The organism is Sphaerisporangium viridialbum, from assembly GCF_049674955.1.
Classification (GTDB): domain Bacteria; phylum Actinomycetota; class Actinomycetes; order Streptosporangiales; family Streptosporangiaceae; genus Sphaerisporangium; species Sphaerisporangium viridialbum.
The window spans coordinates 5,515,928-5,528,593 of record NZ_CP187232.1; the positions used below are offsets into that span (position 1 = coordinate 5,515,928).

Consider the following 12,666-nt stretch of genomic DNA (forward strand, 5'->3'; position numbering starts at 1 on the left):
AGATCACCCAATTCCTCCGTGATTGCCCGGCCGGCCATCTTGCTACCTTGGACGAGGAGATCGAACGGCTCGACCGCAGGCTCCAGAGCATCGAAGAAGAACAGGCGGACAACAGAGCAGAGCTGCGGGGCTTCGACGACGCCGACCGGCTGGACGGTGCCCGCCGGGACGCTCTGGGTTCCCAGCTCCGGACGGCCGATACCACCATTGACTGGCTCGAAGAGCTGATCCCAGCGCTCGCTGCCGAGGACGCCTGGCGCGAGCGCCTCAAAGAGGCGCAAGAGCGCGGCGATGACGCCGACCAGCGCACACGGGCACATAACGCGAACGCTCGGCAAGCGCTCATCGAGGCCAAACAATGGGAGGCCACAGCAGGAACCGAGCGGCGCCGGGCAGGGGACTATCGGTCGGAGCGCGATGGCATCCCCGATACCGTAACCGGCTCGGACGAGGTTCCCGAGAACCCGTCCACACCGCTGGACGCGCTGCGCCGCCGCCAGCAGGACGCCCTCAAAGCGCTGGATGTCCGCGCCGCCCAGTCGGTGCTGGCCGACCGGGTACAGAACCTCATCCAACAGGTCGCAGCGACCGAACAGGAGCTCGGCCGACTGCCGGCCATCGACCGCGCCGCTGCCGGCAGGCTGCTGGCGTCACCCGACGGGCAGGAACCGCAGCTACGGTCCGCCGCCCTGGCGCAGGCACGGCAGGACTCCGAAGCAGCGACCGACGAGCGCGGCGCGGCCCGTAACCAGATGAAGCAGCGCCGCACGGAACTCCAGACGGTCGAGCGACAGCACCGACAGCCACCACGCCGTACCCTGCCCGTCGTCCCGGCTGACTCTGAGGAGGCCGACGCGCTCGCCGCCGAGCAGGAGACTCGCTACCACGGGGCGCAGGAGCGGCTCACCCAAGCCGAAGGCCTCATCAAGGGAGTCGAGGACCAGGCTGGGCAGGCCGAGAGCCGCAAGACCCTTCTCGGCACGCTCCTGGAATCACTCCCCGACACGGGGACGACCATCGCGGAGCCGTTCACCGATGATGAGGCCACCGCCCGGACCCGCGCCCGGGAGATCCGAGACGCGGTTACCGCCGCGGCGAAGACGCTCAACGCTACCGAGACGGATCTCAACCTGTCCGTGGACCGGATCCGGCGGACGGCAGCCCGCTTCCCTGGGATCTCTGGGCCGATGAAGGACCGGGTCGCCAACGACCCACCGGTCTCGCTCGGCCCGCACGCCCACAACTTGGCCGACAAGCTACAGCTGCGCGCGCAAACCCTGGTCGGTGAACTCAGCTCAATCGCCCAGGATCAGACAATTATCAGCGAGGCGCTCGCGCATCTGGTGAAGGAGAGCCTCGACATGCTCGGCAAGGCCGAGCGCGCCTCCCATATGAAGACAGCATCCGGGTCCTGGGCCGACAAGAAGGTGCTGCGGATCAATTTCGACCGGCCCGCCGACGCCGACCTGGTTGTCTACGCCGAGCGAGTCATCGACCGGCTCGTCGAGAAGGGACTCAAACCCGAGGGCATGCCCCTGCTTAAGGCCGCCGTCCACGAGGCGGCGGGACCGCGCGGCTTCACCGTCAAGGTCCTCAAGCCCACCGACGACACCGCCGGGACCACAGAGGACATCAGCCGACTCGCCAAATGGAGTGGCGGAGAGAAACTGACCGTGTGCGTGGCGCTGTACTGCACACTCGCTGCGCTGCGCGCTGCGCATACCGGGCGCAGAGGCCGCTCGGGTGGTGTCCTGCTGCTAGACAACCCGATCGGCAGAGCCTCGTCCGCATCGCTGGTGCGGCTCCAGCGAGACGTGGCCGCCTCCCACGGCGTCCAGCTCGTCTACACCACAGGTGTTAAAGACCCGGCGGCAGTCGTCCAGTTCCCCAACGTCATCCGCCTCGACAACCGCGAAGGCCGCACCCGCAGCCGTCGCTACATCGTCCTCGAAGCCCGTACCGACACGGACAAGACCAGCGTGGTCACCGGCATCCGTACCGCGCACGCCGATCACCCGTGGGACAGCGGAGCCCCGGCCGTTCCGGCTCCGCACGAGCAGGCCCGATGAGCCCGCCGCTGTCACCGCTCGCCTCGGAACTCGCTCGGATCGTGGCCGGGTACCGAGGCAAGCGGATCCCGGTCGAGGAACTGTTCAACCAGGCCAGCCGTTTCGCACCTAGTCTGGTAGGCGACGCCGAAGGGCCGGCCAGGTTCCGCAACGCCCTCGATGAGCTCCAGGACGCAGGGAAGCTCACCCTGCCCGCGGCACGATCACGTACCGGCTGGGACTCCCGCATCTTCCCCGCGCTCCCCGTCTGGGTCATACGCGTCGAACCGCTCCCAGCACCACGCCCGCAGCTCGCCCAGCGCGTGTGGCCGCGGGCGCTCGAAGCCGCCGGGTCAGTTGCCACCCGGGCAGACGAGCAGCAGATCCTCGACCGGATCGCCACCTGGATGCGCGACGACCCTTCCCCGGAGTACGTCCCGGTCCAGGAACGATCCCTCGAGTTGTTCGACGACGAAAAGGCCATCGACGGCTACATGAAGACCAGGCTCTTCACCTCCGGAGCTCTCACCTTGGATCTGCTGGCCTGCTTCACGCCTCCCCTGCCGTTCGTCTCCCAGCACGTGCCAGGCAACGGACCCACCACCCTGCTTGTCCTGGAGAACAGAGCCACCTACACCTCCTTCCTCACCGCCCTCCGTGACCTCCAGCCAGGATTCAGGCCCGACCTGCACCTCGGCTGGGGACACGGCAATGGCTTCTCTCAAAGCATCCTCAGCATCCCGATGCTCGATCCGGCCCCTACAGCCGTGTACTACTTCGGCGATCTCGACCTCGCCGGACTCCTCACCGCCACCAACGCGGCAGCGCAAGCCAGTGCGGCAGGACTACCAGAACTACGCCCGGCCTCATCCTGTTACCAATTCCTATTGGACGGACCGTCCCGATGGAGAAGCAGCGACCGCAGCAACCTGCACACAGGATCCGACTACGACGCGACCTGCCGGTGGCTGCCCGCGGCGTTGCGTCAGCAAGGACTTGACCTGCTGCACGCTCGCCACCGCATTCCGCAAGAACGACTCGGCCTCAAAGCCCTACGCCAGCACTCGGAATTGTGGACAGAATTTGCCACAGCCGCTCCGATGCCGGTTCATCAGCAACGCACAGCGCACCGATAACCAGCGCTCATCCCTGCCGAAATGAAACAGACACTCGGGCACGCTGCATCAACTACCGACGGAGAACCGCCAACTTGGCCAGCAGTTCACGACCAAATACCCCACCTGCCCGCTGCGTCCGGTTAACCGCCCCCGCATATCATCGCCCTGATTCATGCTGAGCGCGTTGTGTCGGGCCGTCCAGATAACCTCATCGCCAAGGCCACGATCGCGCGACGCGGCAGGAGGTTCTGGTCTTGCCCCGGAACCTGTCAATTTGATCAAGGCAGCTGAGATGGTCTAATTCTGTGTCAGCTTTTCTTGTTCGTCCTTGTGGTCGAGGTTGTTGGGCTTGTTGATCCATGCCGGTCCGGGAAGGTCGGGCGGGGTGGGCATGCCGCCGGAGGCGAACCGCTCGGGATGGGTGGCCTGGGCGGCGACCAGGATGCGGGCGCGCCGATCGCGGACGATGTCGGCCTGGCCGTAGTGCACGTCGGCGGGATGGTGGTAGCCGATCCCGGAGTGGTAGTGATCGTGGTTGTACCAGGCGTAGAACTCCTGGCAGAAGACGCGAGCGTCCTGGATCGAGCCGAAGTGGCCGGGGATGGCCGGGCAGTACTTCAGTGTCTTGAAGCTCGCTTCGACGTGCGGGTTGTCGTTGCTTGTCTTGGGACGGCTGTGCGACTTGGCCACGCCCAGGTCGATGAGCAATTCGGCGACGGTCTTGGACTTCATCGACGAGCCGCGGTCGGCGTGCAGGGTGAGCGTGCCGGGGTCGATGGCCTGCTTGGCCGCCGTGGCCTTGATGAGCCGCTTGGCCAGCTCGGCCGACTCGCGAGAGGCGACCATCCAGCCGACGACGCAGCGACTGTAGATGTCGATGATCGTGTACAGGTGGTACCAGACGCCTTTGCCCGGGCCGCGCAGCTTGGTGATGTCCCAGGCCCACACCCGGTTGGGCGCCTCAGCGAACAGCTCGGGAATCGTCTTGGGCGGATGGGTGGCGTGACGTCGCCGATCACGGCCGACCTCGCCGTGCTCGCGCAAGATCCGGTACATCGTGGACTCAGAGGCCAGGTAGGTGCCCTCGTCCAGCAACGTGAAGTACGCCGTGGCCGGCGCCGCGTCGGCGAACCGCTCGTTGAGTACGGTGCGGACGTGGTCGCGCTCGCCCTGCGATAGCGCCGCGGGATGTGGCTTGCGTGGGGTGAGCGGGCGCGTGGGAGCGGGGCTCCTGCGGTTCTTGCGGTACCAGTTGGCCTGTGGCACCCCGGCCGCCGCACATGCCTTGCGACGCCCGAGCAGCGGGGTCAACTCCTCGATCGCCTCGGCTTGGGCGGCGTCGATGAGCTCGGTCACTGCTCGCCCCGACTCGTCGAACTCTCGCTGCCGGTGGCGAGCTGATCCAGCAGCGCGAAGAGCTTTCCCTGCACCTCGATCACCTGGCGGGTCTTGCCGAGTTCGGCACGCAGCCGCTCGACCTCCCCCTCCAGCTCCCCGATCTTCTTATCGCGCGGGTCGGCTTTGGGGCGACCGACCGGCCGGGCCAGCGCCTCGGCCGCGCCGTGGTCTCGGGCCGTCCTCCAGCTGGAGATCAGCGATGAGTACAGGCCCTCCCTGCGCATCAGCGCGCCTTTGCCGGCCTTGTCGAGCTGGTCGTACTCCTCCAGGATCCGGGCCTTGTACGCCGCCGAGTACCGGCGGACCGCTGCACGCTCACGCACCTGCGGGTCAGGGATCTGCGGATCCGATTTGCCTGCTCCCACGAAGGGATGTCTCCTTCCCCGCCCTCAGCACAGAGTTTTATGCCTGTTTGCTACCTCTGTCTAGTTTGGCAGGGAGGGCATCGCTGCCGGTTCCTGGTGGACCTCGCCCGGTGTCATCGGGCACTCAATTGTTGACACGGACCTACGGAGGGCATGCTGCGCATAGAACCTCCACGCCCAGCAAGGCGCCGTACGCACTTCCTCAGCGGCGCTGGCCCCTCCCCCGGCCTTCGAGCACACGCAAAGATCAGCCCCTGCCGATTTCGAAAACGCCCAGTTCTTGGCGGAGTCGACCAGCCCACCACTCCCCCACCGTCGTGCCCGACCACACCATCCGCGACCAGACCCACTCCCGGTGACTGGACGATCAATGTGCCGATCCCGCCCGTGTCCGCTGGACGATCCGAGGCGACACACCGATCGCCGGCGGCGAGCATCCCGCCGCAGCGCACCTGTCGAGATCCCTGCATAACGATGCGCCACCGACGACCACTTTCACCCCCCGACACCTACCAAGACACGCCGAGGCGATCAGGGGGGACAAAATCAATGCTCGATCTCAAAACCGATACAAAAGGACCCCACAGCCTGATGAGGACAGCCGCGGTACCCTCTACCACGTTCGAAGCCGCCTACGCTCGACGAGCGCACGGACCTGGCTTTTGCCATGATGAAGCCCTGGCGCGCAACCGATAGACCCATGGTGGGCTCAGGAGCTCGGCGGACAGACACGCTGTTTAAGAGTCAGCTGCCGACCGCTTCGCTGCGTGCCGTACCAAGACTGGACGTGTCAATTCGTGCCGTTTAGTCCCTGACTCTGGTGTTTTGATGCCGGACTATGCCGGATGGTGGCGGATGGTGTCATGACCTCCGATCCCACAACGACCCCAGCGCACCATCAGCGCGACATCACACTCTGTAGTCCATATCTAAGAGGGCGTCCGAAAAGCGAAATTCGTGGCTGATTGCCGGTTATGCATCTCGCCAGGTTGGGGTGGTTTCGCCGGTAATGCGTCGAGTGAGGTTGTCTATCGACGCGATGCGGATCATGGCTGAGGCGTGGTCGGTCCGAGTCTCGTAGTCACGGGCCAACCGGCGGTGGGCATGAGCCAGCCCAGGGTGCGTTCGACGACCCAGCGGCGTTTGACGACGTGGAAGCCGGGCCGGTCGGAGCGGCGCGGGACGACTTCGACGTCGATGCCCAAGGAAGCGCCGTGTTCGATGGCGGCGTTCTTGAAGCCGGTGTCCACCCACGTTTTCGTGATCGTCGGGTAGGTGGTGCCGGCCTGGGTGAGCAGGGTCTTGCCGATGGCGTTGTCGGACAGGTCGGCGGCGGCGAGGGTGATGGCAATCTAGCAAGCCGAGGGTGTCGGTGAGGATGCCTCGTTTGCGTCCGACGATCTTCTTGCCTGCGTCGACGCCCTGGGTGCCGAGCGGGACGTTTGTCGAGGTCTTGACGCTTTGACTGTCGATGACGCAGGCGCTCGGCTCGGGCTTGCGTCCCTCCTTGGCGCGGGCGGTGCTGGTCAGGTCGATGCCCAGTCGCTCGAAGATGCCTTCCTTGGCCCAGGCGGAGAAGTAGTAGTAGACGGTCGTGTGCGGCGGGAAGTCGTGGGGCAGGTACTTCCAGGCGATGCGGTTGACGTAGAGGATCGCGTCGAAGATGTCGCGCAGGCTGGTCGGTGGGCGGGGAACGGTGATACCGGCCTGTGCGCGGGCTTGGAGACGTGCTGCGCGCCAGGCGGTCAGGGTCGGCTCGATCAACGCCCAGCGGGCATCGGACAGGTCCGAGGGGTAGGGGCGGTGGGGGGTTATGGCACCGTGGTAGCAAAGCTGGGTCCGGGAACCGGTATCTCTGGACTTGGGCGTTTCCACTTCATCGCGAGATCAGATGGGTACGAGGCCGCTCATCAGACGAACGCCGGGACGACGGCTTCCGCTGTCACACCTCGATACGTCACGCTCCACCTAATCGGTGCATTTCAGACAGGGGCCAAATCCAGCGAGACCCCATTCGCTGCCGGCCTTCGATCCGCGACGGGCGTCCGGGACGGGGACGATCAGCCGGCGCTCCATCAGCGATACGGCGTCGCCAGGGCGCGGCGCATGGCGCCACCGCTGCGCACGACGTCGGCGGAGAGAAGGGCGTCGATCTCCGTCCGCTCGAAGCCGCTCTCGGAGAGTACGTCGACCGTGTACTGCCCCGTGCCCGGCGGATCCAGCGGCCCTCTCCGCTGTGTGCGGCTGAACTCCGCGTGCCGGCCCGTCATCATGAAGCTGGACCCGGTCTGCGATGTGCGGATGTGGAATGCCTCCGCCGCGAGAAGTTCGGGGTCGCGAAGAACCTCGGAGACGGTTCGCGCGAGAGTGGCCTGAAGGCCGGTTGATTCCACGGCCCGGATCACCTCCGCCGAAGTACGGGCCCCCATCAGTCGCTCGATAGAGGAGTCGTCACCGGGCTCGAACAGACCCACGGACCGCAGTGCCGTCAGCGCCTTCTCCTTGTCACCGCCTCCTTCGAGGTAGATCCAGCCGTCCAGGGTCGCGTAGTAGCCCCGCGACGGATCGAGCCTTCGCAGATCCGCCCCGCCTACCGCTGGGCGGGGGCGGCCTTCGTACCGCACGAGGTCATTCATCTGCAGGTAGACGGATGTTCCCGCGAGCGAGTCCCAAGCCCGCTGTCCTTCGCCGCTGACTTGGCGGTGGTAGAGCGCGAGCACGGTCGTGAGCGCGGAGATCGCAGCGGCGGTGACGTCGTTGATCGCGATGGTGTTCGCGATCGGTACGTCATTCCCGCCCCAGGATGACATCATTCCGCTCATCGCCTGGACGACCATGTCGACGCCAGGCTGGTGGCTCAATGGACCGCCCTCGCCGAATGCCGACAATGACACCGTGATGATCTGCTCATTCGACTTCGTCAGCGAGTCGTAGTCGATGTTGAGCTTGGCCATGACACCTGGCCGCATGCCGTCGATCACGACGTCGCTCGAGGCCACCATGCGGTGGAACACGGCCTGGCCCTCGGCGGATCCGAGGTTGAGCGCGATGCTTCGCATCCCACGGTTGAAGGGATATCCCGTGGCGCGGAACGGGTCACCGCCGAGGGGCTCCACCTTGATGACGTCGGCGCCGAGTTCGCGAAGCAGGAAACCCGCGTACGGAGTGGCGACGAACGTGCCGGTGTTCAGCACCCTGAATCCGACCAGCGGTCCCTCAGTAAACCGCGGCGGACGCGGCTCGGACATTTCCTTCGCCGGCCAGGGTCGAGCGCCATTGTGCTCGCCTCGGCGGGGCGCCGGGGTACGCACGCTGCCGGGCGTCTTGGAGAGGGACAGGACCACGCCCGGCATCGCCACGGTGCCGCGCTCGGGGTCGTCGACGCTGACGCGCATGCCGATCGCGGTCGTCTGCGGATGATCGAACCACTCCTCGCGGGACAGCACGGGCCCGCAGGGAATGCCCCGGTCGGACAACATCTTGAGGATCTCGTCGCTGCTCCGGGCCGCGAACGCCGCGTTGATCAGGGGCTGCACCCATCGCATGTTGTCCAGAAAGAGGAGGCGAGCCGTGACGCCGTTGATGCGCGGGTCCCGCAGGATATCCTGGAGGCCGAGGCCTTCCAGCGCGGACTGTTCGAACTTTGCGCCGAGGGCGCCACATGCGACCCAGTTCCCGTCACCGCACTGGAAGTGCCGGTACGTCGGGTGTCGTCCGGTCGGGCCGAGATTCGTCGGCGGGTCCGGCAGGGAAGGGTCGGTGCCGAGCAGTCCGGCCATCGCGATCATGATTGCGTTCACACCGCTGACGGTCACATTCTGACCGTGGGTGGATATCGTTCGCTCCACGAGCGCGGCGACGACGCACGTCGCCGCCCAGACCGCGTGAACGTAGAGAAGATACGGTGAAAGGGACTCGATCGGCCCACCGGTGTCCGACGACTGCCGCATCGCCTGCGCTCCCGCCGCGGCCAGGAGCCCGTGGGACTCCCTGCCATCCTGCCAGGGTGCCGACCCGTCGAGGTAGGCCGGCAGCCGGAGGATCACCAAACCCTGGTTATCCACGCCTGCCAGGGCTACCTGCTCCCCCCAGTCGGACAGTTCCCAGCCCGACCCCAGGATGCACACGTCGGCGCCGCGGACGCTCTCCGTCAGCCAGTCGACGTGCTCTTGATCAGCAGGGTCCACCTCGACGCTCCGCTTGTTCCTGTTCCAGACCACGAGGCCGGGAAGCTGGCGGGCCGGATCGTCGCCGGCGCCCTCCACCTTGATCACGTCGGCGCCGAAGTCGGCGAGCAGCATGCCGACGACGGGACCGGCGATCCCCGACGAGAGGTCAAGGACGCGCACCCCCTGCAGCGCACTCATACTGCGGCCCGCCTCTCGGGCACGTGGCGTGCATGCTCTGTCCGCGGGACGAGGGCTTTGCCCATGGTGGTCATGATTGCTCCTTTGCGAAGAATGCCGGTTTGGGGGATGAGGTCACCCGATGACGAGCACGGGCTTCACCACCTGTCCCGCGAGCATGTCGGCTTCGGCCGTGTCGATGTCAGAGAGCGGGTAGGTGGCGGTCAGACGCTCGATGGGGAATCGGCCCGCACGCCAGTGCGCCACCAGCTCGGGCAGGAACCGCTTCGGATTCGCGCTGCCCTCGAGGATGTATCCGACGTTGACGCCGGTGAGCTCGCTCGGGTGAAAGCTCACCGGGCTGGCTCCCGCGCCCACGAGGAGGGCTCGCCCATGGGGTCTGAGCGCGGCGACACCGGCCTTGATCACCTCGGGTACTCCGGTCGTGTCCAGCACGAAGTCGAGCCCAGGCCCGTCACCGACGATCGCCTTACGCAGGTCGTCGACCTCCCCGAGCACGCGCCGCGTCGCTCCGAGTTGCTTCGCCAGTTCCAGTCGCGACGCGTGGAGGTCGATCGCGACGATGTCGGAGGCCCCGGCGATCTTCGCCGCCATGACCGCGGCCAACCCGACCGCACCCGCGCCCAGGACGGCGACCGACTGCCCCGGCCGGAGCTTCATCTCGTTGAGGACGGCCCCCGCCCCGGTCTGCAGACCACACCCCAGGGGCGCGAGCACGTCGAGGGGAAGCGATGGATCGATCACGACGGCGTTGCGCTCTGTGGCGATCGCCAGCGTGGCGAAACTCGACTGGCCGAACCAACGGTTCGCCACCGGGATGCCGTGCTCGTCCACCGCGGCGACGGAGCCGTCCAGACGCTGCCCGGACGTGTTCATCGCCCTGAAGTGGAGACAATACGCGGGGTCGTCGGCTCGGCACCGTTCACAGTCGCCGCAGGAGTCGAAGCTCAGCAGCACGTGATCCCCCGGCCGGATGGTGGTCACGGCCGAGCCCACCTCGATCACCACACCGGCGCCCTCGTGGCCGAGCACGATCGGTACCAGCCGCTCTCCCAGGAAGGGCACTCGCGGCATCAGATCCGTGTGACACAGTCCGGCGGCGCGCACCTCGACGAGCAGCTCGTGCGGGCGCAGGTCACCCAGGCGGATCGTCTCCAGGGAGAAGCGGGCCCCGGGCCCGTGCAGTACTGCCGCTACAGCGGAAACAGCCATGTTCATCACCTCTGTCCGGCGGGCGCGCGGACCGCCCGGACCAATTCGTGGGCGCTTTCCCATGAACCACGGCTGGCGATGAGCCGCCGGAGCTTCATGGTCATGTGTGGTTCGTTGACGGTGGCGGCGCCGGCGAGCCGGTTTCCCACCCGGTAGAGCGCGACGAACGTGGACTCGTCCTTGCCGCCGCGGGCGAACACGACCTCGTCGGCCTGGGCCGTTCCCACGAACTGGATGCGATTCCCGTACCAGTCACTCCAGAAGTACGGCACGGTGACGAAGGGCGCGGCGCGGTGCGGGAAGAGCGCGTTGATCGCAGCGCGGTCTCCCTGGTCCGCCGCATTCGTCCAGTTCTCCAGCCTCATCGTGAGGTCCATGACACCGTTCGGCCAGTGCGTGACGTCCCCGGCCGCGTACACGTCGGCCACGGAGGAACGCAGATACTCGTCGCAGACGACGCCGCCGTCGACCGGATGCAGTGCGAGACCCGAGTCCCGCAGCCACTCCGTCGCGGGCGCCGCACCAATCCCGACGACCACGACATCGGCGAGCACCGTCTCGCCGTTGCTCAGGCGAAGGTCGGTGACACGGTCCCCGCCGATGACCTCATCGACCGAGGTTCCGCACAGGAGCCGGGTCCCGTGGCGGCCGTGGATGCCCGCGAGGGCGCGACCGACCTCGTCGCCGACCGCGCGTACGAGCGGGATCGGCGCCGCCTCGACGATCGTGACCCGGGCTCCTTTCTCGCGGGCCGAGGATGCGATCTCCGAGCCGATGAAGCCCGCTCCGATGATCACGACGTTGCGGTCCGGAATGATCGCCGCACGAAGTCGCGCCGCGTCGTCCACCGTCCGCAATGTGTACGCGCCGGCCCTGCCCCCGAGTTGCGGGATCGAGCGGGGGCTCGCGCCCGTCGCCACCAGGAGCCGCCCGTAGCCGAGCACGTCGCCGTCGGCTGTGTGGACTTCGTGGGTGATGGGATCGAGCCTGGTCGCGCGCGTCGAGAGGCGAAGGTCGATCGAGAGTTCGACGCGGAGCTCGTGCTCGGAACGGAAGAAGTCCGCTGACCCGTCGGCTTTCAGATACTGCTTGGACAGCGGCGGCCGGTCGTAGGGGAGATGGGGCTCGTCACCGATGAGGGTGATCGACCCGCCGAACCCCTCCCGGCGAGCCGCCTCGACCGCCCGCAGCCCGGCGAGGGACGCACCCACGACGAGCAGGTCGGATCTGGTGGCTGCCACGGTCGCTACCCGGCGTAACGGATCTGCGGCACGCCGTCGGCGAGCGGGCGGAACGCGGCCTCGACGTTCTCCGCCAGCCAGTCGAGGTCCCAGCTGCCAGGGCTCTCGACGGTCGAGATCACACTCGGGTTGTTGTACAGGCTCAGTGTCCGGCCGGCCGCGCCGATCACGCGGCCGCTCAGCCATCCCGACTCCTTGCTCGCGAGATAGGCGACGACGGGGGCGATGTTCTCGGGAAGCAGTTCGGCCATCGCCTCGTGCGATGGGTCCACGACGGCTGCGACGAGGCGGGTCATCGCCGAGGGGGAGACCGCGTTCGCCGTCACTCCGTAACGGCCGAGCGCCTGGGCGAGCGAGTAGGTGAACCCGACGATTCCCATCTTCGCCGCCGCGTAGTTGGGCTGGCCGGCGGCCCCGTTCAGGCCGGAGTTGGAGGCGAAGTTGATGATCCTGTACTGGCCCCCGGGGTTGCGCTGCTGACGCCAGTAGGCGCTCGCGGGTTTGACGGTGCTGTAGGTGCCGCGAAGGTGCACCCGGATCACCGCGTCCCAGTCCGCGGGCCCGAGATTGAAGATCATCTTGTCGCGGAGGATGCCGGCGACATTGACGACCACGTCCAGGCCGCCGAACCGCTCGACCGCGAGCTTGACGAGTTCCTCGCCCGTCGCGGTGTCGGCGATGTCGCCGCCGTTGGCGATGGCCTTGCCGCCCGCCGCGACGATCTCCTCGGCGACCGCGTGGGCCGGGCCTTCGTCGCTTCCGGTACCGTCCGGGTTCGCCCCGAGGTCGTTGAGAACGACCTTTGCGCCCTGCTCGGCGAAGAGGCGGGCCACCGCCGCGCCGATGCCCCGGCCGGCTCCGGTGATGATGGCCACGCGCCCATCGAGAATGGCTTCACTGCTCATGGTGATTTCTCT

The 12,666-nt window shown here is 67.1% G+C and carries 7 protein-coding genes and 1 pseudogene; 2 read left to right on the forward strand and 6 right to left on the reverse strand.

Translation table 11 applies throughout. The features are described 5' to 3' along the window. The first annotated feature begins 47 nt into the window (after positions 1-47). Together ACOZ38_RS24685 and ACOZ38_RS24690 are read left to right on the forward strand one after the other, a co-directional pair. A complete protein-coding gene (locus tag ACOZ38_RS24685; protein WP_424533538.1) occupies positions 48-2,069 on the forward strand; it encodes a hypothetical protein in 2,022 nt (673 codons plus the stop codon). Continuing rightward, complete coding sequence (locus ACOZ38_RS24690; protein WP_424533539.1) at positions 2,066-3,184, forward strand: hypothetical protein; 1,119 nt, start codon at positions 2,066-2,068, stop codon at positions 3,182-3,184. The genes ACOZ38_RS24685 and ACOZ38_RS24690 overlap by 4 nt, the downstream gene beginning before the upstream one ends. A 279-nt stretch (positions 3,185-3,463) precedes the next feature. Here ACOZ38_RS24690 and ACOZ38_RS24695 read toward each other — a convergent pair. The 6 genes and pseudogenes from ACOZ38_RS24695 to ACOZ38_RS24720 form a co-directional block, all read right to left on the reverse strand. Beyond that, positions 3,464-4,929 (reverse strand): IS3 family transposase gene (locus tag ACOZ38_RS24695; RefSeq protein WP_424533540.1). Its coding sequence is split into 2 segments (ribosomal slippage): positions 3,464-4,590 and positions 4,590-4,929, totalling 1,467 coding nucleotides; the frame shifts between segments, so codons are not numbered across the junction. A 972-nt stretch (positions 4,930-5,901) separates the two neighbouring features. Next, a pseudogene (locus ACOZ38_RS24700) lies at positions 5,902-6,744 on the reverse strand (IS5 family transposase). A gap of 260 nt (positions 6,745-7,004) precedes the next feature. Then, positions 7,005-9,296 carry a CoA transferase gene (locus ACOZ38_RS24705; RefSeq protein ID WP_424533541.1) on the reverse strand — a complete coding sequence of 764 codons (2,292 nt, stop codon included), beginning with the start codon at positions 9,294-9,296 and terminating at the stop codon, positions 7,005-7,007. Positions 9,297-9,410: 114 nt separating this feature from the next. Beyond that, the gene (locus tag ACOZ38_RS24710; protein ID WP_424533542.1) at positions 9,411-10,508 is read right to left on the reverse strand and encodes an NAD(P)-dependent alcohol dehydrogenase; all 1,098 of its coding nucleotides are present in this window, start codon (positions 10,506-10,508) and stop codon (positions 9,411-9,413) included. Between the two features lie 5 nt (positions 10,509-10,513). Continuing rightward, on the reverse strand, positions 10,514-11,749 hold the full coding sequence (locus tag ACOZ38_RS24715; RefSeq protein ID WP_424533543.1) for an NAD(P)/FAD-dependent oxidoreductase: 1,236 nt from the start codon (positions 11,747-11,749) through the stop codon (positions 10,514-10,516). A 5-nt stretch (positions 11,750-11,754) separates the two neighbouring features. After that, positions 11,755-12,654, reverse strand: coding sequence for an SDR family NAD(P)-dependent oxidoreductase (locus ACOZ38_RS24720; RefSeq protein WP_424533544.1), 900 nt, complete (start codon positions 12,652-12,654; stop codon positions 11,755-11,757). Positions 12,655-12,666: the final 12 nt, after the last annotated feature.

Coding starts and splice junctions, on each gene's coding strand:
- ACOZ38_RS24690 (WP_424533539.1), top strand. CDS start 2,066: ATGAGCCCGCCGCTGTCACCGCTCGCCTCGGAACTCGCTCGGATCGTG.
- ACOZ38_RS24705 (WP_424533541.1), bottom strand. CDS start 9,296: ATGAGTGCGCTGCAGGGGGTGCGCGTCCTTGACCTCTCGTCGGGGATC.
- ACOZ38_RS24710 (WP_424533542.1), bottom strand. CDS start 10,508: ATGGCTGTTTCCGCTGTAGCGGCAGTACTGCACGGGCCCGGGGCCCGC.
- ACOZ38_RS24720 (WP_424533544.1), bottom strand. CDS start 12,654: ATGAGCAGTGAAGCCATTCTCGATGGGCGCGTGGCCATCATCACCGGA.